Annotated in this window: 22 protein-coding genes; 15 read left to right on the forward strand and 7 right to left on the reverse strand. The window is 61.7% G+C overall.

Features of this window, described 5'->3' with window-relative positions; translation table 11 throughout:
• A complete protein-coding gene (gene ndk, locus CWE17_RS03570) occupies window positions 1-459 on the reverse strand; it encodes a nucleoside-diphosphate kinase (protein WP_131454994.1) in 459 nt (152 codons plus the stop codon).
• Between the two features lie 129 nt (window positions 460-588).
• Between ndk and speA the strand changes: the two genes are divergently transcribed.
• Window positions 589-2,502: a biosynthetic arginine decarboxylase gene (gene speA, locus CWE17_RS03575; protein ID WP_131454995.1), complete on the forward strand. Its 1,914-nt coding sequence runs from the start codon at window positions 589-591 to the stop codon at window positions 2,500-2,502.
• 3 nt (window positions 2,503-2,505) lie between these two features.
• Here speA and CWE17_RS03580 read toward each other — a convergent pair whose 3' ends face one another.
• Entirely contained in the window at window positions 2,506-3,195 is a 690-nt protein-coding gene (locus tag CWE17_RS03580) for a Crp/Fnr family transcriptional regulator (protein ID WP_131454996.1), read from the reverse strand.
• A 3-nt stretch (window positions 3,196-3,198) separates the two neighbouring features.
• On the reverse strand, window positions 3,199-3,525 hold the full coding sequence (locus CWE17_RS03585) for a DUF3307 domain-containing protein (protein ID WP_370318266.1): 327 nt from the start codon (window positions 3,523-3,525) through the stop codon (window positions 3,199-3,201).
• 66 nt (window positions 3,526-3,591) lie between these two features.
• Here CWE17_RS03585 and CWE17_RS03590 point away from each other — a divergent pair, with 66 nt between their 5' ends.
• Window positions 3,592-4,194: a cyclic nucleotide-binding domain-containing protein gene (locus CWE17_RS03590; RefSeq protein ID WP_161971410.1), complete on the forward strand. Its 603-nt coding sequence runs from the start codon at window positions 3,592-3,594 to the stop codon at window positions 4,192-4,194.
• Complete coding sequence (locus CWE17_RS03595; protein WP_240789228.1) at window positions 4,191-6,074, forward strand: CHASE2 domain-containing protein; 1,884 nt, start codon at window positions 4,191-4,193, stop codon at window positions 6,072-6,074. The genes CWE17_RS03590 and CWE17_RS03595 overlap by 4 nt, the downstream gene beginning before the upstream one ends.
• Before the next feature lie 11 nt (window positions 6,075-6,085).
• On the opposite strand, the gene CWE17_RS12360 is transcribed toward CWE17_RS03595, so the two are convergent.
• Window positions 6,086-6,283, reverse strand: a complete 198-nt coding sequence (locus CWE17_RS12360; RefSeq protein WP_240789229.1) for a hypothetical protein — start codon at window positions 6,281-6,283, stop codon at window positions 6,086-6,088.
• Window positions 6,284-6,406: 123 nt separating this feature from the next.
• Here CWE17_RS12360 and CWE17_RS03600 point away from each other — a divergent pair, with 123 nt between their 5' ends.
• A complete protein-coding gene (locus CWE17_RS03600; RefSeq protein WP_240789230.1) occupies window positions 6,407-8,041 on the forward strand; it encodes a hypothetical protein in 1,635 nt (544 codons plus the stop codon).
• Between the two features lie 63 nt (window positions 8,042-8,104).
• Entirely contained in the window at window positions 8,105-8,767 is a 663-nt protein-coding gene (locus CWE17_RS03605) for a Coq4 family protein (protein WP_131454999.1), read from the forward strand.
• Window positions 8,768-8,822: 55 nt separating this feature from the next.
• Here the strand turns inward: CWE17_RS03605 and alaS are convergent, their stop codons facing one another.
• Window positions 8,823-11,501: an alanine--tRNA ligase gene (gene alaS, locus CWE17_RS03610; RefSeq protein ID WP_131455000.1), complete on the reverse strand. Its 2,679-nt coding sequence runs from the start codon at window positions 11,499-11,501 to the stop codon at window positions 8,823-8,825.
• Window positions 11,502-11,536: 35 nt separating this feature from the next.
• Here alaS and CWE17_RS03615 point away from each other — a divergent pair, with 35 nt between their 5' ends.
• The 5 genes from CWE17_RS03615 (at window position 11,537) to CWE17_RS03635 (ending at window position 17,163) form a co-directional block, all read left to right on the forward strand.
• Window positions 11,537-11,968, forward strand: a complete 432-nt coding sequence (locus CWE17_RS03615; protein WP_131455001.1) for a hypothetical protein — start codon at window positions 11,537-11,539, stop codon at window positions 11,966-11,968.
• A complete protein-coding gene (locus tag CWE17_RS03620; RefSeq protein WP_131455002.1) occupies window positions 11,965-15,153 on the forward strand; it encodes a DEAD/DEAH box helicase in 3,189 nt (1,062 codons plus the stop codon). Before CWE17_RS03615 ends, CWE17_RS03620 begins: the two co-directional genes overlap by 4 nt.
• A 9-nt stretch (window positions 15,154-15,162) precedes the next feature.
• A complete protein-coding gene (locus CWE17_RS03625) occupies window positions 15,163-16,050 on the forward strand; it encodes an SWIM zinc finger family protein (protein ID WP_131455003.1) in 888 nt (295 codons plus the stop codon).
• The gene (locus tag CWE17_RS03630; protein WP_240789231.1) at window positions 16,043-16,588 is read left to right on the forward strand and encodes an MEKHLA domain-containing protein; all 546 of its coding nucleotides are present in this window, start codon (window positions 16,043-16,045) and stop codon (window positions 16,586-16,588) included. The genes CWE17_RS03625 and CWE17_RS03630 overlap by 8 nt, the downstream gene beginning before the upstream one ends.
• Before the next feature lie 179 nt (window positions 16,589-16,767).
• Entirely contained in the window at window positions 16,768-17,163 is a 396-nt protein-coding gene (locus tag CWE17_RS03635; RefSeq protein ID WP_131455004.1) for an Hsp20/alpha crystallin family protein, read from the forward strand.
• Between the two features lie 77 nt (window positions 17,164-17,240).
• Here CWE17_RS03635 and CWE17_RS03640 read toward each other — a convergent pair whose 3' ends face one another.
• Window positions 17,241-18,554, reverse strand: a complete 1,314-nt coding sequence (locus CWE17_RS03640) for an NRAMP family divalent metal transporter (protein ID WP_131455005.1) — start codon at window positions 18,552-18,554, stop codon at window positions 17,241-17,243.
• A gap of 144 nt (window positions 18,555-18,698) precedes the next feature.
• On the opposite strand from CWE17_RS03640, the gene CWE17_RS03645 reads away from it, so the two are divergent.
• The 3 genes from CWE17_RS03645 to CWE17_RS12465 all read left to right on the forward strand — a co-directional run bounded on the left by CWE17_RS03645 (window position 18,699) and on the right by CWE17_RS12465 (window position 23,108).
• Window positions 18,699-20,441, forward strand: a complete 1,743-nt coding sequence (locus tag CWE17_RS03645; RefSeq protein ID WP_131455006.1) for a diflavin flavoprotein — start codon at window positions 18,699-18,701, stop codon at window positions 20,439-20,441.
• The gene (locus CWE17_RS03650) at window positions 20,441-22,282 is read left to right on the forward strand and encodes a diflavin flavoprotein (RefSeq protein WP_131455007.1); all 1,842 of its coding nucleotides are present in this window, start codon (window positions 20,441-20,443) and stop codon (window positions 22,280-22,282) included. The genes CWE17_RS03645 and CWE17_RS03650 overlap by 1 nt, the downstream gene beginning before the upstream one ends.
• A gap of 112 nt (window positions 22,283-22,394) precedes the next feature.
• On the forward strand, window positions 22,395-23,108 hold the full coding sequence (locus CWE17_RS12465) for a rubrerythrin family protein (RefSeq protein WP_131455008.1): 714 nt from the start codon (window positions 22,395-22,397) through the stop codon (window positions 23,106-23,108).
• On the opposite strand, the gene CWE17_RS03660 is transcribed toward CWE17_RS12465, so the two are convergent.
• The gene (locus CWE17_RS03660) at window positions 23,078-23,431 is read right to left on the reverse strand and encodes a helix-turn-helix domain-containing protein (protein ID WP_131455009.1); all 354 of its coding nucleotides are present in this window, start codon (window positions 23,429-23,431) and stop codon (window positions 23,078-23,080) included. The genes CWE17_RS12465 and CWE17_RS03660 overlap by 31 nt on opposite strands.
• Window positions 23,432-23,524: 93 nt before the next feature.
• Between CWE17_RS03660 and CWE17_RS03665 the strand changes: the two genes are divergently transcribed.
• Window positions 23,525-23,791 (forward strand): CDGSH iron-sulfur domain-containing protein, encoded by a 267-nt coding sequence (locus CWE17_RS03665; protein WP_131455010.1) that lies wholly within the window; start codon window positions 23,525-23,527, stop codon window positions 23,789-23,791.
• On the forward strand, window positions 23,788-24,315 hold the full coding sequence (locus tag CWE17_RS03670) for an NADPH-dependent FMN reductase (protein WP_131455011.1): 528 nt from the start codon (window positions 23,788-23,790) through the stop codon (window positions 24,313-24,315). The genes CWE17_RS03665 and CWE17_RS03670 overlap by 4 nt, the downstream gene beginning before the upstream one ends.

Consider the following 24,315-nt stretch of genomic DNA (forward strand, 5'->3'; position numbering starts at 1 on the left):
TCAGCCCTCGGTGCGCCAGCCCTGATCCGAAGGGGTCCAGTCGCTCAGCTCGGAAGCCTGGAACCAGAGACCGATCTCGAACTGGGCCGTTTCCGGGGCATCGGATCCGTGGATCACATTGCGACCGATATTGATCGCCAAATCACCGCGGATGGTGCCGGGCTCGGCCTCCAGGGGCTTGGTCGCACCAATCAGCTTGCGAGCGCTAGCGATCACACCGTCACCCTCCCAGACCATCGCCACCACAGGGCCGGACGTGATGAACTCGACCAGGCCGGCGAAGAAGGGGCGCTCCTTATGCACTCCGTAGTGCTGCTCTGCCAGCTCCCGGCTGGGGGTGAGCTGCTTGAGCCCCACCAGCTTGAAACCCTTGCGCTCGAAACGGCCAAGGATCTCGCCAACGAGACCACGCTGGACGCCATCGGGCTTGATGGCAATGAAGGTGCGTTCGGCAGCCATGAGTAGGAGAAAAACCGCGGTCATCGTCCGTGGCCGACGGCCCGCTTGGCAAGCAAGCCTGCTGCCCAAAGCTGAAGCTCGTGACCGAGCTGCCTAGATTCCGAGTCTCAAACTGTGGCGGAAGCATCGATGCTCAGTGCTCCCTCTGGCACCGACGGCACCTGGACTGCCCAGGCAGGCGCCAGTGTCTATGGGCTCGATCGCTGGGGGGATCCCTACTTCTCCACGAATGCCAGGGGGCATGTGTCTGTGCAACCCAGGGGGGATCGCGGCGGCAGCATCGACCTGGTGGATCTCGTCACGGGCATGCGGGACCGCGATTTGGCTCTCCCCCTCCTGATCCGCTTCGATGACATTCTTGAAGACCGCCTGGAGCGACTCCACGCCGCCTTTGACCGCGCCATCGCCCACTACGGGTACAGAGGTCGTTATCAGGGGGTGTTTCCGGTCAAATGCAACCAACAACGCCATGTGGTGGAGCAGCTCGTCGAGAGCGGCCAACGCTGGCATTTCGGCCTAGAGGCCGGCAGCAAGGCCGAACTGCTGATCGCACTCTCACTTCTCGAAGACCCGGACGCTCTGCTGATCTGCAACGGCTACAAAGATCAGCGCTACATCGAAACCGCCATCCTGGCGAGACGCCTCGGTCGTCAACCCGTGGTGGTGATTGAACAGCCCGAAGAGGTCAATCGCATCATCAAAGCCAGTCGTGATTTGGGTGCAGCGCCCCTGATCGGAATCCGGGCTCGGCTGTCCACTCGCAGCACGGGACGTTGGGGGAGTTCCGTCGGCGATCGCGCCAAATTCGGGTTGTCCATCCCAGAACTACTGGACACCGTTCGAGCGCTTGAGGAGGCCGACCTACTCAGCGAACTACGACTACTCCACTTTCATATCGGCAGTCAGATCAATGACATTGCCGTTTTGAAGGATGCCCTGCAAGAAGCTGGGCAGATCTATGTGGAGCTCCATCGTCTGGGTGCTCCGATGGGCTACTTAGATGTAGGCGGTGGACTAGGTATCGACTACGACGGGAGTCGCAGTGCCACTGCTGCCTCCACGAACTATTCCCTTCAGAACTACGCCAATGATGTAGTGGCGACAGTGCGGGAATGCTGCGAACCCTGCAACGTGCCTGTGCCGACCCTCGTCAGCGAAAGCGGACGAGCTCTGGCCAGCCATTTCAGTGTGCTGGTCTTCGATGTTCTCGGAGCGGGCACAGCTCCTGATCACGCGCCATCCGCTTCTGAAGATGACCCGCTGATTGTGCGCAACCTTCAGGAGACCCTCAACAACATCAACCAAAGCAACCTGCAGGAAGCCTGGAATGATGCGCTCAAATTTAAGGACGATGCACTCAGCGCCTTCCGGCTGGGCTATCTCAATCTTCCCGATCGAGCCCGGGCCGAACAGCTCGCATGGGCTTGCGCCCGCAAGATCGCATCGCTCATCCCCCCGGAACACTGCCCTGAGGATCTGCGCAACCTCAAGGCCAGCCTGGCCACCACTTATTACGCCAATTTCTCTGTTTTCCGGTCCGCCCCAGACACCTGGGCCATCGATCAACTCTTCCCGGTGATGCCGATTCATCGCCTGGACGAAGAACCAGATCAACTCGGCAACATTGCTGACCTCACCTGCGATTCCGATGGGAAGCTCGCCCGCTTCATTCATGATGGCAAGAGCAAAGCACTGCTCGAGCTCCACCAGCCCAAACCTGGCGAGCCCTACCTGGTTGGCCTCTTTCTCGCCGGTGCCTACCAGGAAGTGATGGGCAATCTGCACAATCTCTTCGGCAGCACCAACGCGGTGCACATCCGACTGGCCCCAGGTGGTGGCTACCGGGTTGACCATGTCGTGCAAGGAGACACAAACGCCGATGTGCTCCAGGCGATGGAACACAATCCCGAGCTAATGCTCGAACGTCTTCGCTTGGCCAGCGAACAGGCCATCAGTGATGGGCGACTCTCCGTTAGCGATGCCCGTCGTCTCATGAGCCACGTGACCACCAGTCTTCGCCAAACCACCTATCTGCAGGAATGAGCCTCAACCCTCTAACAGGCCCCGTTTGATCAGAGGCTGGGCATCGACAAGGCGCAACTGTCCGTCCTCTTCAACGACGGTGCCTCGACTCCTCAACTTGCTCAGCGTCCTCGACGCCGTTTCGCGAGCCAATCCCGCAACAAGCGCGATTTCTTTCTGCGCCAAGGGCGGAATCAAAGCCAGGGGATCTTTCGATCCAGAGGATTTCCGAGATAAGTAGGCCAATGAATCGAGCAACCGTGTTGTGGCGTCGGCACTCTGCAGAGCGAAGCGCTGATTCAGATCCCGCAGTCGACTGGCCTCCAATCGAGCGAGGGCAAGGGCGAAGGGGGCTTGCTGTGTGAGGAGTACCGCAAACGGAGCCGCGCGCATCTTGACCAAGCGCAGTGGTGTGAGGGCCACCACATCAGCAGATCGAGAGGCCCCATCGAGGGCAGCCATTTCCCCAAAGACATCACCCTGACCCAGGAGCGACATGATCACTTCATCGCCATCAGCGGTGTAAGAGCGCACCTTGGCCAGGCCAGAACGAATCAAAAACAGCGACTCACCCCAGTCCTGCTCCATCACGATCACCTGATCGATCTGATGACTGGTCTCCCGATGACGATCCAGCAAAAGATCCAGCTGATCGTCAGCAAGATCGGCGAAGAGGGCCATAGCCCGCAGATCGTCTCTTGTCAGCGCTGTCATGGTTCAGAGGCAGGCGATCAACCCCACCCAGATCAACTTGCAAAAAAGATGCAGACACTGATCGGTGGCGAGGGAGAAGCGAAGGCGAACCTTCAGCCAATCGATGATCGCGTGCACGAACATCTCAGCCAACCCGAGCAGAGGAATGCCGGTGATCAAGGCCACTGCGAGGCCGTGAGTGGAGGCATGGGCACCCAGCCACCAGCGCCAGTTCAGAGTGTCATCCAGGCCGGGCGTCTTCTCCCGTGCCATGCGATCGCTTTGCAACACGAAATCGCACACGAAATGGGCCAGCACCAGAAGAATCAGGAGATCGAGCAACGAGATCACGACGACCGACATCAGATCGTGACGCTAAGGCAGTTGGCACGGACGATTTCAACTCGAGTCGCCAGCATGGAATCAGTGGTCCGCTCCGGCGCCATGGAGGGCGACGACCTTCAGCTCAGGCACGTGAGGGAACGCCTCCGGCTTCTTTTTGACACCCACCTACGCGAACTTCAGTACGACACCCTGAAGCCTGAGGTAGGGGAGGTGGTGATCCATGAGGGCGCTGAAGCTGAACGAGTCCTTCTGGTGGTGAGCGGAGAGCTCACCGTTGAGATGCAGGACGGCTCCGGCAGGCCTCGTGTACTGGCAACGGTCGGGAGCGACGAACTCCTTGGTGAAATGGCCCTGATTGGCGATTACCGCCACAGCGCTTCGGTGAGAGTGAGCCATGGCCCAGCCGAACTGCTCTCCGTAAGAGCCGATGACCTGCTTCAGGCCTCCCTTTATGACAGCGAGCTCGTGATGCAACTCCTGGCCCTGAGCAGTGCTCGCTGCCGGCGGGCGAACGGCCAGCTCTCCTTAATGCTTGAAGCACTCGACGCATTGGCTCAGAGAGATCGCCCCACGCTGTCCCGTTGCTGCAAGACGCTTTCATCTGCAGCAGACCGAGCCCTGAATCGGGCTGCCGATCTGCTCGAAGGATTAGTGCAAGACCCTTGGGCATCATGACCATGCGATTGGGATGGATCCGCCGCCATGCCGCCTTGCTCATGCTTGGCAGCACGATTGCAATCGTGGCGGGGCTGAACGCCACCGCTCTCAATCAGCTCAATCTTCGCTTCGCAGGCTTAGTGCAGGAATGGCGCGGAAAGCGAACAGCTCCAGACCAGGTCGTGATCGTGGCGATCGATGATTTCAGCCTTCAACAGGCCGATAACGCAGATCTGAGCACCGATCCATTACTGAAAAGCCTCACCCAATGGCCTTGGCCTCGACAGGTGCATGGCAGGGTTTTGGAACGATTGTTTGAGGCCGGTGCTGATGTTGTGGGCTTCGATGTTCTGTTCGAAGCACCCAGTAGTCATGGGCCAGAGGACGATCAAGTGTTTGCAGATGCACTGAATCGGCATCAACAGCACGTGGTTTTAGGCACTCAGGTGCTGACCACCCGTGGCCCTGTGGCGGGAGTGTCGTTACTGGACATTGCCCCCTCCCTGAGCAAAATGTCACCCGTCGTGCATCGTGGCCTGCTGAACGGCGAACCCGACCCTGACGGGGTGATCAGACGGCGCCCCGGTGATGCCGTGATTTCCCTACGACAGCGACTAGGACCCTCGGTACCAGATGGACTCGCCAACGCAGTTTTAAAACGGCTGGGTGGCGACGTTGATGTGAAAACCAGCGACTCCATCTTGCTGGATCCCTATGGACCTCCTCGCACGATCAAAACGATCTCCATCTGGGAACTTCTGGAACCCAAGGCCTTTGAGAGTTTGAAGGCATCAAAGCTCCTGAAGGGAGCCTTAGTTCTTGTCGGACCGACCGCAGCTGTATTTCAGGACCTACATCCGGCGGTGTTCTCTGGAGCTGAGGGGATGCCTGGTGTCGAGCTGCATGCCACCGAACTCGCCAATCGCCTCGAGGGCCGATCGCTGCGATGGATCTCAGCCCCTACCGGATGGAATTGGCTGATTGCTGCCGTCGTGATCGCAGCTGGGCTGATCGCGGGTCGCTGGGATCGACCACTCCCAAGAATCGGCTTCCTGCTCGGATCGGCGGGGCTCTTATTAGCGATCAGTGCGTCTTTGGTGGCATGGGCAGGGATCCTGCTGCCGATGGTGGGACTAGCCGCAGGCCTTGGGATCACCGGCATCGTGAGCGGAGGAGAGGCGACCGTGCGTCTGCAATGGCAACGTCGTCGACTACGCCGCACGTTGGGGCGCTATCTCTCGCCTGCAGTGGCTGCAGAAATCGCGGATCAGCCAGAGGAGGCAGATGGTCTTCTTGGAGGTCGCTTAATGGATGTCGTCGTGCTGATGAGTGATATCAGGGGATTTACAGCGTTTACACAGACCATGACCGAGCAGGGACGCGTCAAGGATTTGGTCGAACGCCTGAATCGTTATTTCGGTGAAGTGGTTGATGCCGTCCATGCCCAGGAGGGCACGGTGGACAAATTCATCGGCGATGCTGTCCTGGCTGTGTTCGGAGCCCCTCTGCAGAACGACGCGGAAACGAACGTTTTGGCAGCGATACGCACTGCCCTCTCCCTTCAGAAACGACTCCAAGCTCTAAATCAGGATTGGATTGCAGATGGCCAACCTCCCTGGGAGCAGGTGGTCGTTCTGAGCTACGGCTGGGTGGTCAGCGGCAACATCGGCAGCAACCACCGAATGGACTACACCGTGATCGGTGATGCAGTCAACACCGCGAGCCGACTGGAAGCCATCGCCAAGCGTTGCAATGCATCGATCGTGATGAGCGAAGCCGTCGCCAAGAAGCTCCCTAGCCACCTAACGCTGAAGGACTTGGGGCAGCACGCAATCCGTGGCCAGGGAGTGCAAAGTGTGTTCGCACTGCGAACTGACACTGATACCAGCGATCTTTGACCCACCAATGACTATGAGGGATCGATTGATCGATGGAAAGGCCAGTGTTCAGGAAGTTGCTTCTCATGGCCTTCGCTGCAGCTCTGGCCATCCCCGAAGCAAGCGCAGCCCCATTCAATAGCGCCAGGATCCGGCGCATCATCGATGGTCGAGAGGTCTTCATCGACAAGCGTGAAGCCGCGGTCAACCAGACCGCTGACCGGGGGCAAGAACTAAGTACAGGCCGGAGCCGGGCCGAGGTTCTGTTTGACCGACGAGCCCTCGGATTCCTGGGAAATAACAGCCTGATCCGACTCGGCGAGGATTGCTTCCGACTCGATCGCGGTCAGGTCTTGATCAACGGACCTCAGAACAGCTGCCTCGGAAGCAAAGTTCTTGGCATTCGTGGAACGACATACGTTCTGAGCGTGCGCGAAGACGGTGGCTATGACTTAGCAGTTTTGAGCGGTGAAGCCTCCGTTTCCGACGAAGAACAGGGGCAGCAGAGCGACGAAAAACAGCCAGATATTCTCTCGCTCTACCCAACACTGAATCCAGTGATTGGGATCGGCTCGAGTGCCTGGGGAAGCAACGCTTCTGGAGAAACACTGGGTGAAGCCGCGGGCCTCATTCTGGGAGATGCCTCCTTCTTTCTCCCCCTCAGCCAAAGCATGGGAAGCAGCCTGCTTTACAGCTACTCAACAGGAAACACCAATTTTGACGGCGCATGGGGAGCCAGCACAGAGTTGGGATACAAGTGGTTCAATCCCAACGACCGCAGCATCAGCTCTCTGCTGATCGGATATGACGGCTGGGACATCTCAGGCTGCTTCCACTCTCAGCTTGCCGTGGGCGGGCTATGGCAGAGAGGACGGTGGCAGCTGGGTGCCACTGGTGGTGTCCCCTTGGATGGGTGCCTCAACAATCTGGGATATGCCATCGGTCAGCTGGGAATTCCCATTGCCGATGTCGGCGATCAATCAATCACCCTGTCTCTTTCTCCATATCTCCTTCGTGGTATCGGGGACTCATACGGAGGTGGACGCCTCGGGATCACTGTTCCCGTCAGCAACCAACTGACCGTATCTGCTTATGGGCAGTACGACGATCTTCTGGATACCGTGATTGGCGGGCAGATCAACTACCGCTTCGCCACGAACGGTGGTTTTGTTAGGGACCCCAACCTTTCCCAGCAGGGGCCTGCTTCGCCTTTACCTTGGCAGGCCAGGGAATTCATGACCGATAGGCCGATGCAAGTGGCCCTCGGTCGAAGCGGCACAAACAAACCGAGCATGCCCGGCTCATCACCCTCCACGCTCGGAACTCTGACGAGCCAGGCGCAATCACAATCCGTGGTGAGACTTCAAGCAGGAGAAGAAGCAACCTTCAGCAAGGAAGGCATGTTGCTCAGTCAAACAAAAATGAGCAGGGAACGCTTCTCCCAGCTCGTGATCGAGACCATGAGCGGACAGAACCTGCTACCGGAAAGTCATGTCATCAACCTTGTCTACGAAAGGCTTTATGGACTCCCCGGACGCGAGCTACTAGGAATTCTTGGATCCGACTGGTTAATCGCTGCTAGGACGCCCTATCCCCGGTTGCGGGGTGCCAACAACTTAGTGGTTCCTTCCGACAAACTCCCCAAACAACAGGCGCAGGCTGAACGCGAAGAAGACAAAGAAAATGAGAAAGGTGATGACAAAGAAGCGCAAGATCAAGAGAGTCAAACCGAAGCTGATAAGCCTGAATCGAAGCCTGAGCCCGAAGCGAAACCAGAACCCGAGCCTGAACCTGAACCAATCCTTCTGACCTACGTATGTCGAGCGTTCAGTGGAAACCCTGATTTCTCCTATTACACCGGAGGAGTGATCGGGGGCAACTTGTCACAAGCAACGCGCTTCCAGACCAAATCATCCTCCGATGCCTCCTGTTCAGGCCGAGGTGCCGGTTCCGATGGTGAAGAGACAACTGTTCCGCAATTCCTCTGAATCAACCAACCAATGACCGAATGACTTGAGTCGATTCAGAATGAACTGACAAGCCCTTCGCCAATGCGTATCAAACTTCAGGAACGCCTTCAGAGCCTGAAACTTTTGGCGGGCCTGGCATCCTTCCTGAAAAATCCAGGTTCTTTGGAAAGTGTCTTCGCCGTTGGCAACAGCGTCAAAGACGGCCCACTCGGCAAACAAATGATGCGCCATCTGCTGGAAGCCCCCCGTTTCAACGAACTTGTAGAGGAACGCTGGCGCCCGCAGCCGATCGATCTGAACGTTCTGAAGACCCTGCCTGAGGGCAGCCTCGGTCGCATCTACGCCGACCAGCTGATCAGCCAGGGAATCACCCCCGACAGCTTGATCGATCCATCCCCAGTGACCACCGCGCAGGATTACGTGGTGCACCGACTCAAAGAAACCCACGACATCGTGCACGTCCTGACTGGCTTCGGGATCGATGGGGCCAGTGAACTGGGGCTCCAGGGGTTCAACCTTGCGCAAAATCGCTCACCCCTTGCCGTGATGCTGATCTTCGGCGGGATGCTTTCAGCCCTTCAGAACGACGAACCTCTCGCCCCGATGCTGCGAGCCTTGGCGCGGGGCTTTCAGATGGGACTTGATGCGGAGCTGGTCATTGCTCGAAAACTCGAAGATGGTTGGGATCGGCCCCTGAGCGACTGGCGAAGAGAACTGAAACTTCCCGTCGAGTCCGAGCCCTAACCAAGACGCTGGGGAGCAATGAGCTCTACAGCGCCAACAGGGTTGAGCCATGGACTCATGACAACGCTGCATGCAGCTCCTCCCGGGCCGCGGCCAGCGCTCCATCCAGTGCAGCACCATCGCGGCCTCCAGCCTGGGCCAGGTTGGGGCGACCGCCGCCGCCACCGCCGCAGAGCTTGGCGATGCCACCAATGAACTTGCCAGCCTGGAGCTTGGCGGCAATCACCCCCTTACCAAAGGCTGCCACCAGGATCACCTTGCCTTGATCAGCTGGATCCGGCAGGCCTCCAAGCACCACGGCAGCCCCATCGCCGAGCTGATCGGCCAGGCTCTGGGCCGCCCCCTGCAGGCCGGCACCGTCCACACCATCCAAGCGTTCCACCAGCAGCTGGAAGCCAGCCAAGGCCGTGGCCTTGCCTGCCAGTGCCGCCGACTTGGCCACGGCCAACTCCGCCTGAGCCGCTGACAGCGCCTTCCCCGTGGCCTTGAGTTCCTCCTGTAGCGCCATCACCCGTTCCACGATCTCGCCGGGCTGCGCCTTGAAGCGATCGCCCAGTTGCTTCACCACCTGATCACGCTCATTGAGATAGGCGAGCACGGCCGGACCAGCCACCGCCTCAATGCGGCGAATTCCAGCCGCCACACCGCTCTCACTCACGATCTTGAACAAACCGATCTCAGCGGTATTGGCCACATGGGTCCCTCCGCAGAGCTCCATCGACACCCCCGGGACATCGACGACGCGCACGACATCGGCGTACTTCTCGCCGAACATCGCCACGGCACCGGCGGCCTTGGCTTTCTCGATCGCCATCTCCTGCACCTCAAGCCGGTGGGCCTCGCTGATCCAGCCATTGATCAAGGTCTCGATCTGCTCGAGCTCCGCCCCTGACACCGCCCGAGGGCAGTGGAAATCGAAACGCAAGCGCTCGAAATCCACCAGGGATCCAGCCTGGCCAATTCCGGGATCCACCACCTGCTTCAGCGCAGCCTGCAACAGATGCGTGGCCGTGTGATTGGCCTGGGCACGACGCCGACAGGCGCGATCCACCTGACCGTGCACCACAGCACCAACGCTGAGGCTGCCGCGCTCCACACGGCCGCTGTGCACGAACACACTGCGGTTCCGCGACACAGCGTCGATCGCCACGATCAGTCCGTTGCCGTCGGCGCCGTCTCCGGCCAGTACGCCACGGTCTCCCACCTGGCCGCCGCCCTCGCCATAGAAGGGCGTGGTGTCGAGCACCACCTGCACCGCATCACCGGCCACAGCGGTTTGGGCGGGCTCGCCGTTCACCACCAGCGCCTGCACGCTGCTGCTGTGTTCCAACAGCTCATAGCCCCGGAAGCTTGTGGCATCGAGTTCAGCCGCCACCTGATCGATCGCATCCTGAAGGGTGAGATCGATGCTCACCGCTGCCGCCTTGGCCCGCTGACGCTGGGCCTCCATCGCCGCCTCGAACCCCTCAAGATCCACCCTGAGGCCATGCTCCTCGGCAATCTCCTCGGTGAGTTCGAGTGGAAAGCCATAGGTGTCGTAGAGCTCGAAGGCCTGCTCGCCTGAGATCTGCTTGGGCTTAGCCACAAGCACATCCGCCAGCAGCTTTTCGCCGCGCTCGAGGGTTTCAAGAAAGCGGGCTTCCTCGCGCTGAAGTTCGGCAAGGATCACCTCCTTGCGGTCAAGCAACTGGGGATGCACCGCCTGCATCAAAGCAATCGACGCCTCACCCATCGCCGTCAGGAAAGGCTTGTCGATCCCCAGGAGGCGTCCATGCCGGACCACCCGGCGCAGCAGGCGACGCAGGATGTAGCCGCGGCCAAGGTTGCTGGCGGTCACGCCATCGCAGATGAGCTGAGTCACGGCTCGGCTGTGGTCACCGATCACTTTCAGGCTCGTCTTGCCCTTGTCATCCAGGGCCTTGTAATCAACTCCTGCAAGAGCAGCCGCCGTTTCGATCAGCGGATAGATGAGGTCGGTCTCGTAGTTGTTGGGCACCCCCTGGAGGATCTGGGCCATCCGCTCGAGGCCCATGCCGGTATCGATGTTGCGGTTGGCGAGCGGGGTGAGGGTGCCCTCCGCATCGCGGTTGTACTGCATGAACACCAAGTTGTAGAACTCGATGAACCGGGAGTCGTCTTCGAGATCGATTCCCTCATCACCAAGTTCGGGCTTGAAGTCGAAATAGATCTCCGAACAGGGGCCACAGGGGCCGGTGGGCCCAGAAGCCCAGAAGTTGTCGGCCTCATCCATGCGAATGATCCGCTTGGGGTTGACCCCCACCACGTCACGCCAGATCACCTCGGCTTCGTCGTCCTCACGGAACACACTCACCACGAGATTCTTCGGATCCAATCCGAACACCCCGGTGCTCAGCTCCCAGGCCCACTCAATCGCCTGCTGCTTGAAATAGTCCCCGAACGAGAAATTACCGAGCATCTCGAAGAAGGTGTGGTGCCGCGCCGTGCGACCCACGTTTTCGATGTCATTGGTGCGAATGCACTTCTGTGAACTGGTCGCACAGGGTGCCGGCCGCTCCTGCTGGCCGAGGAAGACCGGCTTGAACGGCAACATGCCGGCGATCGTGAGCAACACCGTGGGGTCCTCTGGCACCAGGGAGGCACTCGCCATGCGCGCATGCCCCCGCTGCTCAAAGAAGCTGAGGAAGGCCTCGCGAATCTGCGCACCGCTGCGGGGACGTGCTTCCTGCGGACGCGACGATCGTGCAACAGCCATGGCGGTTTCGAGCTTGAGGAGCAGGGCCAGCAGCCATGATCGCCCCTGAGCCGCCACTCACCTTGGCCGCCCCACCCACCTCCACCAAGGCACCGGACCCGGACAGCCGTGCTCAGCTGCGGCTGCGCTCCATGGGCTGGGCGCTGCTCGCGGGACTCTGTGCCGGGTTGATCGGCCTACCCCTCGGGGTGGAACAGGCCGTCCGCGCCACCGGCTGCGGGCTCTTCTATGGACTGCTGGCCTTCCATCTCGAACGGGTGGACCCGGAGGATTCACACCTGCAGGCCGGGCTTGTTGGCGCGATCTGCGGTGTGCGCAGCCTCGGGATGGCCCTGCCCTCTCCGATGGGGGGTCTGGACGCCCTGGCATCATTAGGAGAGGAACTCCTTCTGGCGTGGTTGCCGTTGATCGGCAGCGCACTCCTGCTCCACGGCACCCATCGCATGTTGTCTGCGTCGCGGCCATGAGCCTGCTGCACGCCACCTGGCTCCCTGCCATCCGCACTCCGACCAGCTCTGGGCGACCGGCCCTGCTGGTGTGGGCAGACACGTGGCGTGTTGCTGAGCCTGCCGGTCCAGGCCTCACGCCAGCGCTTCACCCCTTCACCCTGAGCCCCGATGATCTGCGGGCCTGGCTGACCGAACGCGACCTCCTCCCCGAAGGAATCATCGACGCGACCGCCTGCCTCACGCTGCCGAGCCGCAGTCTGAAGCGCCGCAAAAAACGATCAGACAGCAACGACAGCGAGGAGAACGACGGCTGGACAGGGCTCCCCCTCCAAGCGGGTGAGCCGATTCCCAAGCAGACCGAATGGTGGCCCTGGCAAGTGCAGGGCCTGGCGATCGAACCCGGTGCAGCCACCAGCTGGCTTGCACGCCTCCCCCTCTCGGGTCGCCACCCCGACCTGGCCGATGAACTGCGCTGGTGGAGCCACATCCAGCGCTGGGCCCTGAGCCTGATCGCCCGTGGACGCTGGATTCCACAGGTGGAGCAGAGCAAAGGCGAGGGCTACCCCCATCGGGCCCGCTGGGTGCCGCTGCTCAATCGTGAGGACGATCGCAGACGCTTGGAGGATCTGGCCTCCCGCCTGCCCCTGGTGGCCACCTGCGCCCTGCCCTGGCGGGAGCCGGCCGGCCGGCGCAGCAATCGCACGACCCGGCTCAGGCCAGAAGCCATGCGAGCCGCCAACCCGGTGGCCTGCTGTCGCCCCCGCAGCGGTCGCTTACGCGTGGCGACCCTCCTGGAAGACCTTGTGGATGCCCAGTTGCGGATGGGCTTCACACCCCAAAGCGAGGGGCTCGATCCCCTCCTTTCCGCCTGGCAGGACGCCCTCGGATCTGACTCCGGCGTGATCACCCTGGGCGATGAGGAAGCAGAACGCCTGGCGACCGCCAGTCACCACTGGCGAGAAGGAGTGGCCGGCAATGTGGCCGCTGCCCGCGCCTGCCTGGAGCTGGAAACTCCAGCGGAAGGCGAGGACCTTTGGACCCTGCGGTTCGCCCTGCAGGCGGAGGCCGATCCCACCCTGAAGGTGCCCGCAGGGGTGGCCTGGGCCGCCGGTCCCAAGGGGCTGCAGTTGGGTGAGATCGCTGTCGACCACCCTGGCGAACTGCTGCTGGAGGGGATGGGACGGGCGCTCACGGTGTTCACGCCGATCGAACGCGGGCTCGACAGCGCCACCCCGGAAACGATGCAAATCACGCCGGCTGAGGCCTTCGTGCTGGTGCGCACCGCCGCCCGCCAGCTTCGTGATGTCGGCGTCGGTGTCGACCTGCCCCCCAGCCTGTCCGGCGGCCTGGCCAGTCGTCTTGGCCTGGCAATCCAGGCGGAACTGCCCGAGCGCTCCCGCGGCTTCACCCTCGGTGAAAACCTCGACTGGAGTTGGGAACTGATGATCGGCGGTGTGACGCTGACGCTGCGCGAACTGGAACGACTGGCGGGCAAGCGCAGCCCTCTGGTGAATCACAAGGGGGCCTGGATTGAACTTCGCCCCAACGACCTCAAGAACGCCGAGCGTTTTTTCGCCGCCAAACCCGATCTCAGCCTCGACGATGCCCTGCGCCTGACTGCCACAGAAGGCGACACGCTGATGCGCATGCCTGTGCACCGCCTGGAAGCCGGCCCACGACTGCAGGCGGTGCTGGAGCAATACCACCAGCAGAAGGCCCCCGACCCGCTGCCCGCTCCCGAGGGCTTCTGCGGTCAGCTGCGCCCTTACCAGGAGCGCGGCCTTGGCTGGCTCGCCTTCCTGCATCGCTTTGACCAAGGCGCCTGTCTGGCCGATGACATGGGCCTGGGCAAGACGATCCAGTTGCTCGCCTTCCTCCAACACCTGAAGGCTGAGCAGGAGCTGAAACGACCGGTGCTGTTGGTGGCTCCCACCTCGGTGCTGACCAACTGGAAACGGGAGGCGGCCGCCTTCACCCCGGAACTGCAGGTCAAGGAGCACTACGGCCCTCGACGCCCGTCCACCCCCGCAGCGCTGAAGAAAGACCTCAAAGGTGTGGATCTCGTGCTCACCAGCTATGGCCTGCTGCAGCGGGACAGTGAACTGCTGGAGAGCATGGACTGGCAGGGAATGGTGATCGATGAAGCACAGGCGATCAAGAACCCCAGTGCCAAGCAGAGCCAGGCGGCCCGGGACCTGGCCCGCCCGGGACGCAGTAGCCGTTTCCGGATCGCCCTGACGGGCACACCGGTGGAGAACCGAGTGAGCGAACTCTGGGCCCTGATGGACTTTCTCAATCCCAGGGTCCTCGGGGAGGAGGACTTCTTCCGCCAGCGCTACCGGATGCCGATTGAGCGCTACGGCGACATGTCGTCGCTTCGGGATCTGAAGTCCCGCGTGGGGCCCTTCATCCTCAGGCGCCTGAAAACAGACAAAGCCATCATCTCCGACCTACCGGAGAAGGTGGAACTGAGCGAGTGGGTGGGGCTCAGCAAGGAGCAGAAGTCGCTCTATGCCAAAACCGTGGAGGACACCCTCGATGCGATCGCCCGTGCCCCCCGCGGCCAGCGCCATGGTCAGGTGCTGGGCCTGCTCACCAGGCTGAAGCAAATTTGCAACCATCCGGCTCTGGCTCTCAAGGAAGAGAGCGCCAGCGAGGATTTCCTGCAACGTTCCGTGAAGCTTCAGCGGCTCGAAGAGATCCTCGAGGAGGTGATCGAAGCCGGCGACCGTGCCCTGCTCTTCACCCAATTCGCTGAATGGGGTCACCTGCTGCAGGGTTACCTCCAGCGTCGCTGGCGCAGCGAGGTGCCCTTCCTGAGCGGCAGCACCAGCAAGGGTGAACGCCAGGCAATGGTCGATCGCTTCCAGGAAGACCCGCGTGGGCCTCAGCTGTTCCTGCTGTCACTCAAGGCCGGTGGTGTGGGCCTCAACCTCACCCGTGCCAGCCATGTCTTCCATATCGACCGCTGGTGGAACCCAGCGGTTGAAAACCAGGCCACTGACCGTGCTTACCGGATTGGCCAGACCAACCGGGTGATGGTGCACAAGTTCATCACCAGCGGCTCAGTGGAAGAGAAGATCGACCGGATGATCCGCGAGAAATCCAGACTGGCTGAAGACATCATCGGCTCAGGCGAAGATTGGCTTGGTGGCCTTGATATGGGCCAGCTCAAGGAATTGGTGAGCCTCGAGGACAACTGAGGACAACGCATGACCATCACCCCCACCGGTAACGGCATCAACACCTCCCTGGGCGATGAAGGCCTGGGGCAGCAGCCCTGGTGGGTCGAACAGTGGATGGAGCTGATCAACTCCTACCGCTTCAAGAAACGCTTGGAGCGGGCCTGGGCCTACGCCCGAGAAGGGCATGTGACCTCAATCCGCTTCGAGGGGCGACGGGTGCATGCCCGCGTGCAAGGCACCGGTGAAGACCCTTACAAAGTGAAGCTCTGGCTCGATGTGCTTAGCGACGAAGACTGGGGCTACGTGCTTGAGGCCCTGACCCAGAAGGCGCGTTGGTCAGCCCAGTTGCTGGCAGGAATCATGCCATCGGACATCGAACGGGCTTTCGCAGCCAGCGGCAGGCGTCTGTTCCCCTTCAAACTTCAAGAGGTGCGCAGCGAGTGCAGCTGCCCTGACAAGGCCAACCCCTGCAAGCACATCAGCGCTGTGTACTTCCTGATGGGGGAGCGCTTCAGCGAAGACCCCTTCGTGCTCTTCCAACTGCGGGGGAGAACCCGGGCCAAGCTTCTGGAAGACCTGGCGGAACAGCGGCGTGAAGCCCTCGAGGCCATCGCCCAGGACGAGGAGGCGTCCCCCTCTGCAACCAGCGACACCCCCACGACCCTGACCCCACCCCATCCAGCCGTCCTGGATCCCACCCTCTGGTGGCGCTATGACGCTGCACTGGATGGAGACCTGGTGGTGATCACCCCGGCCATGGAGGGCGACACCGGCCTCGATGCGGCTGGCGAGCTTCCTCTGGCTGAGGAACCGCGATTTCCCGATGCCAAACAGCAGTTTCTTGCCCATCTGAGGGAGCAGGGTCAAACCCTGGCCCAGCAAGCGATGCTGGCGGCCATGGCCACCGGTGGCTGAGCAGACCTCCCAAGAGCACAACAGTGCCAAAGAGCGAGCCCTGCCCCTTGAGGAGGCTCCTTGGCTGAGCCTGGAGAAACGCGGTCTCGTCAACATCCTGTTGCTCTCCCATCAACGGGCCTTCGGCACTCCGCTGCTGGCCGGCGACCGCACGGGCAGCTCGCGCCGCCTCGCCTGCCAGGAGCTGTTTGCCGTCGACATGGCTGTACTGGCCCATGACGATGCTGCGCTCGACTCCAACGAAGGGCCCCGCCTCACCTATGCCAATGCCGCCGCCCTCAGGCTCTGGCGGCATACCTGGCCCACCATGATCGGGATGCCCTCCAGGCTCACCGCCCCCGCAAACGCCCGCCGAGAAAGGGCCCAGGCTCTGCAGACCGCCCAACGTCGGGATGCTTACCAGGGCTATCGCGGCATTCGCATCGATCGCGAGGGGCGGCGGTTCATGATCAACAACGCCAGCATCTGGACGCTCTGGGATGAGGAGGGGCGTGCCTGTGGGCAAGCCGCTGCCTTCTCAGATTGGTGGTGGCTCTAAGGGCTGCCACTAACCCTGTTCGGTTCTTGCGACATTCCAGGTGTGACAACCGAATCAGGTCGTCCAGACCGAACCAAAGAGGGCGGTTCTCCGGCTGTTTGTTCTCAATCGAGCCACGCAGATTAGCGCTGTGGGTGACAACCAACACCCCAGAACTCCCCCCTTTTGGAGGACCTTTCATGATCACCCTTCGCCAATCCCCCTTCGACCTTTTTGAGCGCCTGGAGCAGCAACTGGCCCAGGCCGAGCGCGTTCCCGCCGCCGAGATCCGCGACCACGCTGATGCCTATGTCATCCGCGTGGAGCTACCGGGTGTCGAGCGCAACACGATCGACGTGCAGGCCACCGATCGCAGCGTGAGCGTGAGCGCTGAGCGCCAGTGCCCTGGCGAAGACAAGGCCGATGACACCGCCCTGTTGAGCGAGTTTCGCTACGGGACATGGAGCCGCAGCTTTCGCTTTCCCCAAGGCATCGACCGCGAGCAGCTGCGCGCCAGCTATCGCGATGGCGTGCTTGAGATCCGGGCCGGCAAGGCCCAGACCCGCACGTCCGTGACCGTCGCCCTGGAGGACTGACCGGGAGACAGCTGCTGAGGAGAGGAACGGAGTCCTGGCCCCTGCCGAATCGGCAGGGGCCTTTTTCTTGCGTCGCGCTAACGGCCCAGACCGAGCAAGTCGTAGCCAATGAAAACCAGCGAAAACAGAACGAAAAACGCGAGGCCGATCCAACAGAGCCCCCGCATCAAGGGGCCATAGCGATGCTCCGCCGGCACGAGGGAACTGTTCATGGTGTCCATCGCCATCCAGGCGAACAAAGGAGCCGTGATGAAGCTGCCTGCCATCGCACCGAACACGAAATCCTTCACACCGACACCTCCACTGGCGGCCAACAGCAGGGCCCCAACAGAAGCGAGGAAATGGAGCAGAACCCAGAGAGCCAAGCGCCGGCGCTGGGGCCCTGGTGCAGCGTCACCCCGATCCTTGCCCTGCAGGAGTCCCTGAATCGCCGAAATACTGCGGGGATAGGCATCCAGACAGGTGAGGGTGGTGCTGAACATCGCGGAAAAGGCCGCTGGCACGATCACCCAGGCCGCCCAGCCACCCATCGCCTCGGTGTAAAGGCGAATCAGCTTTTGGGCAAAGGAGACACCACTGCCCGAGAGCATGCCGTCGCCGGTGCCATACATCGTGTAGGCCCCCAGGATCACGAAAAACACAGCCGTGATCACCGTCACCCCATAGCCAAGGTTGAAGTCGAATTCCGCCTCGGCCCTGGTCGCTGTGTGCTGGCTATCGCGGGCGCGGGAGAACATCCAAAGAGAGGGCCAGACACACATCTCCACGGGCCCTGGCATCCAGCCCATCAGGGGGATGAGGAATCCCAGATTGGCGAGGGTCCATGGGCTGGGATCCGAACGCGTCCAGCTGGCCGCCACATCAGCCACGGGTCCTCGCAGCAACAGGCTGAGGGCGGCAACACCGGTGAGCAGGGTGAGCAGAGCCACCAGCAGCTTGGAGATCCGGTCGAGCGCCCGATAGTGACCCACGAGCAGAAGCAGGGCACTGATGACGAGCACAGCGATCGCAAGGCCGTAGGGATCGAGCGTTTGAAGGAGCGGAACATTCGTGAGCAAGACCCCCGCCACGAAGCTGACCGCAGCAATCGTGAGCGTCCCCGTCACCAGGCTGACGATCAGATAAAGCGGCAGATAAGCGCGACTGCGGGCCTGAAACCCCTCGAGCAGCGACTGGCCCGTGACGGCGGTGAAACGACTGCCCACCAACAGGAAGGGGTACTTGAGCAGATTGGTGAGAAGGATCAAACCCAGCAGGGCAAAACCGAAGCGGGCGCCCGCTGTGGTGGATGACATCAGATGGGAGCCGCCGATGCAGGCACCCGCCAGAAGGATTCCAGGGCCCAGGCTCTGGCGCAGGCCACTCCAGCCCCGCCCAACGCTTGTGGTCATAACGGCCAGTCGCACTTCGGGTCATCCTCGACCCCAGCCCGTCACCCGCAGCCCGTCACAAGAGAGCCTGTAACGCCTGAGCGCTCGGCAGGGCTGGACACCTGAGAGTGTTTCTAGAGTCAGGCACCGCCGCGCAATGACGTCATGGCAGTTGCCACCGGCCGACTCAGCCTGCAGTGTGAGGCGATCGCTGCTGACACCACAACGATCCGTTCCCTCGACTGGGATCGGAGCCGTTTCGATATCGAATTCGGCCTGCGCAACGGCACCACTTACAACGCCTTCCTGGTGCGCGGGGAACGCACCGCCCTGATCGACAGCAGCCACGCCAAATTCCGCGAGACCTGGCTGCCACTGCTCCGGGAGCAGATCGATCCGAAAGCGATCGATGTGTTGATCGTGAGCCATACCGAACCGGACCATTCAGGGCTCATTGGCGACCTACTCGAACTGAATCCCGAGATCGAGATCGTGGCCTCGAAGGTGGCCATTCAGTTTCTCGAAAACCAGGTGCACCGACCCTTCCGCTCCAGGGCAGTGAAAAGCGGAGACTGCCTGGATCTCGGCATCAATCCCGACACGGGCACGGAGCATCGCTTCGAATTCCTCAGCGCCCCCAACCTGCACTGGCCGGACACGATCTTCTCCTTTGATCACGGCACCGGCATCCTCTACACCTGTGATGCCTTCGGGTTGCACTACTGCTCCGAAGAGCTCTTCGATGTTGACCCAGGAGCGATCGCACCGGATTTCCGTTTTTATTACGACTGCCTGATGGGACCCAATGCCCGCAGTGTGCTGCAGGCCCTCAAGCGCATGGATGGTCTGCCGGCGATCAACACGGTCGCCGTCGGCCATGGACCGCTGCTTCGCCACCACCTGGATCACTGGATTGAGGACTATCGAGAGTGGAGCGGGCAGCGCAGCAAGGGAGAGACCTATGCGGCCGTCTGCTATCTCAGCCAATACGGCTTCTGCGACCGCCTCAGCCAGGCGATCGCCCGGGGCATCGGCAAGGCGGAAGCGCAGGTCCAGCTCGTGGATCTGCGGGCGACGGATGCCCAGGAACTCTCCGCCTTGATCGGCGAGGCTCAGGCGGTGGTGGTTCCGACCTGGCCGGCAGAACCCGACAGCGAATTGCAGGCCTCCATTGGGACCCTGCTGGCCGCCCTGCACAGCAAGCAATGGGTTGGCGTCTATGACGCCTTCGGCGGCAACGATGCCCCGATCGATTCGGTGGCATCCCAGCTACGAGCTCAAGAGCAGAAGGAAGCCTTCGCACCCTTGCGAATCCGCGCGCTTCCCACCGGCCAGGACTATCAGCGCTGCGAAGAAGCCGGCACCGACCTCGGTCAGCTGCTCACCCGTGACAAGACGATCGCGGCCATGAAGAGTCTGGATGGAGATCTCGACAAGGCTCTAGGCCGACTGAGCGGCGGACTTTATGTGGTGACGGCAAGCCAGGGTGAAGGAGAGAGCCTGCGCCGCAGCGCCATGGTGGCCAGCTGGGTGAGTCAAGCCAGCTTCACGCCGCCGGGCCTCACGATCGCCGTGGCCCGTGACAGGGCGATCGAGGCGCTGATGCAGGTGGGTGATCGCTTTGTGCTCAATGTGCTGCGGGAAAGCAATCACCAGCCCTTACTCCGCCATTTCCTCAAACGATTCCCGCCGGGTGCCGATCGCTTCGCCGGCGTGAACGTGCTCGAGGGCGTTGCCGATGGCGGCCCGGTGCTTGGTGATGCGCTGGCCTATCTGGGTTGCCGTGTGGAGCAGCGCATGGAGGGCCCCGACCACTGGATCATTTATGCGGTGGTGGAACAGGGCAACGTGGCGGACGCCGATGCCCGCACCGCAGTGCACCACCGCAAAGTTGGGAACCACTATTGATGGCCACCGCGATGACCGACAGCGAGAGAGCTGGAGAGCGGCGGGTTGTTCTGCTGCCGATCGCCGAAGGACTGCAAAGCCTGCGGGGCCTGAGCCCCCAGCGCCTGCGCTTTGAGCTGGAATACGCCCTGGAACGGGGCAGCACCGCGAACAGCTTCCTGTTCGATGCTGGCGTCGATGCCAGCGGACAGGCGCGCCCTGCCCTGCTGGTTCATCCTCCAGGTGCGGCCTACGCCGATGTGTTCTTGCCTGCACTGGCCAGGAGCCTGCCCAGTGACACCCAGACGCTGCAAGTGGTGGTCGGGCACGTGAACCCCAACCGAGTGGCACTGCTGCGCAGCTTGGCGGAAACCTATGGCGGACTTGAGCTCATCAGCTCCAACCCTGGAGCCAAGTTGCTGACGGAGCTCTGGAACCAACGCAAACCGCTACCGCAAGGGGAGCCTGACCTGCGACCACCGCTTCCGGAGCTCCCACCGATTCAGGTGATCCGTCAGGAGACAAGCCTGCCCCTGAGCCACGGCCATCAACTGCAGCTGCTGCCCGCCCCTAGCCCCCGTTGGCCTGGCGGGCTACTGGCCTTTGAAGAAAGCAGTGGCCTACTGATGAGCGACAAATTCTTCGCCGCTCACATCTGCACGGAGGCTTGGGCCGAAGCAAGCCGCACGGAGACAGAAGAGGAGCGCCGCCACTTCTATGACTGCCTGATGGCACCAATGGCAGCCCAAGTGGACTCCCTCGTGGAACGACTGGAGCAGCTCGACATCCGCACGATCGCCCCAGGCCATGGGCCGGCCATCGACGCCAGCTGGCGCAGTTTGCTCAGCGACTACCGCCGCTGGGGGGAAAGCCAGCAGGGCTCAACCCTGAATGTGCTGCTGCTCTTCGCCAGCGCCTATGGCAACACCGCAGCGATTGCCGACGCCTTGGCCCGCGGAGTCGGGCGCACGGGCGTGCGCGTCAACAGCCTCAACTGCGAGTTCACCCCCGCCGATGAATTGGTGGCGGCCATCCGTGCAGCAGACGCAATCCTGATCGGCTCCCCCACCCTGGGGGGCCATGCACCCACCCCAATCGTCTCCGCCCTCGGCACCGTGCTGGCAGAAGGTGACCGCAGCAAGCCTGTCGGCGTTTTCGGAAGCTTCGGCTGGAGCGGGGAAGCCCTCGACCTTCTGGAAACCAAGCTGCGCGATGGAGGCTTCAGTTTCGGGTTCGAACCGATCCGGATCAAATTCAGCCCCGATGCAGCCACCGTGCGCACCCTGGAGGAAACAGGCACCCGCTTTGCCCGCCAGCTCCAGCAGGAGCGCCGCAAACAGCAACGGCGCAGCGCCGGTGGCCTCAGCGAAAGCCGCAGTGATCCCTCGGTGCTGGCCCTAGGTCGCGTGGTGGGCTCTCTCTGTGTGCTGACCGCCCGCAAAGGGAACGGCGACAGCGCCCAGAGCGGAGCGATGGTGGCCAGCTGGGTTAGCCAGGCCAGCTTCACGCCTCCGGGAGTCACGGTGGCCGTGGCCAAGGATCGCGCCGTTGAAGCCCTATTGCACAAGGGAGATCGCTTCGCTTTGAACGTGCTGGCGGAGGGAAGGGAGAGCGGCCCCATGAAGCAGTTCCTGCAGCCGTTTGAACCGGGGGCGGACCGCCTGGCCGGCCTCGAACTAGAGAGCAGCCCCGGCGACCAGCCCTTGCTGCCAGAAGCCCTGGCCTGGCTGGAAGGGGACGTGAAGCAACGGATGGAATGTGGCGATCACTGGCTGATCTATGCGGAGGTGAAGCACGGGGGCATCCTTGACAGCGAGGGGGTGACGGCCGTTCATCAGCGACGAAGTGGCGCCAATTACTGAGAAACGCTGAAAACTGAACGACACTCGCAGCAGACCCAGCAATCGAGCCCTAACTCATACTCGTTATGAGTATGAGTTAGGGTGCACTCAGTTGCGCTCCGCCCACGCATCCATGGATCTGAACAACGCCGCCACCCACGCCAATCTCGAGGCCGCCTTCGGCGGCGAGAGCATGGCCAACCGCAAATATCTCTTCTTCGCCGACGTGGCCAAAAAGCTCGGCAAGACCGAACTGGCCAAACTCTTTCGCGACACTGCCGCCCAGGAAACCGAGCACGCCTTCGCTCACTTCCGCCTGCTCCACCCTGAGCTGGTGATCAACGATCCGGCCAGCCTCAGTGAAGACGCCAAACAGGCGATGCTGGCCCGCTGCCTGGAACTGGCCATCGAGGGTGAAACCTACGAGTACACCACCATGTACCCCGAGTTCGCCGCCCAAGCCCGCAGCGATCGCGATGGCGGCGCCGAGGCGGAATTCAACGAGCAGATCAACGAGTCCAAGGAACACGCCGGCATCTTCCGCACCGCCGCCAAGAATTTCGGCCTGCTCGCACCGATCGAGCAGCATCACGCTGAGCGCTACGGCGTCGCCCTCGAAGCGCTGCAAGGCAAGGGAGAGGCCGGAGAGGCCGATGAGCCGGTCGCCGGCCTATGGATCTGCAAGGTGTGCTCGATGATCTACGACCCCGCCCAGGGCGACCCCGACTCCGGGATTGCTCCAGGCACGCCGTTTGAAGCGATTCCAGACGACTGGACCTGCCCGATCTGCGGCGCCCGCAAAGCCAGCTTTGTGCCCTACCGGGAGGCGGAATTGAAATCCGCTTGACGCTCCCCCCAGGCGTGCAAGGAATTCAGCACTGGCAAAAGCTCATTCCCAAGGTCCGTCAGCGCGTACTCCACGCGCGGCGGCACCTCGGGATGGATCGTCCGATGCACCACACCATCGGCCTCTAAATCGCGAAGCTGAGCCGTCAACACTTTCTGACTCACACCATTCAGTGCCCGCTGCAAATCAGAAAAGCGCTGGATGCCATCCACTAATTCACGAAGGATGAGCAACTTCCAGCGCCCCTGAATCACTTTCAAGGCCAACTCGGCCTTGCAATTGCTGTGATCGTGTCCAGCGCGGAACCCCCCGTCATCAGCCATGGGTTACCTCGAGGTCACCGAACCACTTTGCGGTGCGTCCTTGTGCAATGGCAAGTCATCAGCTGACCATCAAGAAGCCAAAGCACCCCCCCCATGCCTCAAGCGAGCAACCAGCCAACCGTCCTTGCATTGGACGCAGGAACCCACGCGCTGTGCACCTGTGGGCTCAGCCAAAACGGCGCCTTCTGCGATGGCAGCCATCAAGGCACTGACAAGACTCCGCACATCCTGAAACTCGACACCGCCAAAACAATCGTCAGTTGCTCCTGTGGCAGCAGCAGCACCATGCCGTTCTGCGATGGCAGTCACAGTCAAATCGGCAACACGCAAAGCACACCCTGGTGGAAGTTCTGGGCATGAACAACGCTCCCGACACAGGCCTACTGGTGATCACCGCCAGCAACGGCGAAAACCTCAAGCTGGCGGATCGGTTCGCAACGCACGCCAAAGCCTTGGGACAAAACGCCGAGGTGCTGGATCTCACCAGGATCGACCTGCCTCTCTTCACCCCCAGAGCCCAAGACTGCGGCACTCCAGCGGCGGTCGCTCCTCTGCAAGAGCAGCTCATGAACGCAGCACGCTGGGTGATCTGCGCACCGGAATACAACGGCTCGATCCCGCCCTCGCTAACGAACGCGATCGCATGGCTCTCGGTGCAGGGCGAAGACTTCCGCGACCTTTTCAACGGGCGACCCATTGCGATCGCCACCTTCTCCGGTGGTGGTGGCATGGAGCTGCTGCTGTCACTGCGGATTCAACTCACCCATCTGGGCGCCCAAGTGGTGGGCCGCCAGCTGCTCAGCAACTACGCCAACCCCCCCAAGGACGAGAGCATCACTGATCTGCTGAAGCGTCTTCTGCAAATGACACCACTTGCACTCTGA

The sequence above is a fragment of the Synechococcus sp. BS56D genome, assembly GCF_004332405.1.
Lineage (GTDB): Bacteria > Cyanobacteriota > Cyanobacteriia > PCC-6307 > Cyanobiaceae > Synechococcus_C.

Bases quoted from the DNA above. Each gene is read 5' to 3' on its own strand.
- ndk (WP_131454994.1), bottom strand. From the start codon at position 459: ATGGCTGCCGAACGCACCTTCATTGCCATCAAGCCCGATGGCGTCCAG.
- speA (WP_131454995.1), top strand. From the start codon at position 589: ATGCTCAGTGCTCCCTCTGGCACCGACGGCACCTGGACTGCCCAGGCA.
- CWE17_RS03580 (WP_131454996.1), bottom strand. From the start codon at position 3,195: ATGACAGCGCTGACAAGAGACGATCTGCGGGCTATGGCCCTCTTCGCC.
- CWE17_RS03590 (WP_161971410.1), top strand. From the start codon at position 3,592: ATGGAATCAGTGGTCCGCTCCGGCGCCATGGAGGGCGACGACCTTCAG.
- CWE17_RS03595 (WP_240789228.1), top strand. From the start codon at position 4,191: ATGACCATGCGATTGGGATGGATCCGCCGCCATGCCGCCTTGCTCATG.
- CWE17_RS03605 (WP_131454999.1), top strand. From the start codon at position 8,105: ATGCGTATCAAACTTCAGGAACGCCTTCAGAGCCTGAAACTTTTGGCG.
- alaS (WP_131455000.1), bottom strand. From the start codon at position 11,501: ATGGCTGTTGCACGATCGTCGCGTCCGCAGGAAGCACGTCCCCGCAGC.
- CWE17_RS03615 (WP_131455001.1), top strand. From the start codon at position 11,537: ATGATCGCCCCTGAGCCGCCACTCACCTTGGCCGCCCCACCCACCTCC.
- CWE17_RS03620 (WP_131455002.1), top strand. From the start codon at position 11,965: ATGAGCCTGCTGCACGCCACCTGGCTCCCTGCCATCCGCACTCCGACC.
- CWE17_RS03625 (WP_131455003.1), top strand. From the start codon at position 15,163: ATGACCATCACCCCCACCGGTAACGGCATCAACACCTCCCTGGGCGAT.
- CWE17_RS03635 (WP_131455004.1), top strand. From the start codon at position 16,768: ATGATCACCCTTCGCCAATCCCCCTTCGACCTTTTTGAGCGCCTGGAG.
- CWE17_RS03640 (WP_131455005.1), bottom strand. From the start codon at position 18,554: ATGACCACAAGCGTTGGGCGGGGCTGGAGTGGCCTGCGCCAGAGCCTG.
- CWE17_RS03645 (WP_131455006.1), top strand. From the start codon at position 18,699: ATGGCAGTTGCCACCGGCCGACTCAGCCTGCAGTGTGAGGCGATCGCT.
- CWE17_RS03650 (WP_131455007.1), top strand. From the start codon at position 20,441: ATGGCCACCGCGATGACCGACAGCGAGAGAGCTGGAGAGCGGCGGGTT.
- CWE17_RS12465 (WP_131455008.1), top strand. From the start codon at position 22,395: ATGGATCTGAACAACGCCGCCACCCACGCCAATCTCGAGGCCGCCTTC.
- CWE17_RS03660 (WP_131455009.1), bottom strand. From the start codon at position 23,431: ATGGCTGATGACGGGGGGTTCCGCGCTGGACACGATCACAGCAATTGC.
- CWE17_RS03665 (WP_131455010.1), top strand. From the start codon at position 23,525: ATGCCTCAAGCGAGCAACCAGCCAACCGTCCTTGCATTGGACGCAGGA.
- CWE17_RS03670 (WP_131455011.1), top strand. From the start codon at position 23,788: ATGAACAACGCTCCCGACACAGGCCTACTGGTGATCACCGCCAGCAAC.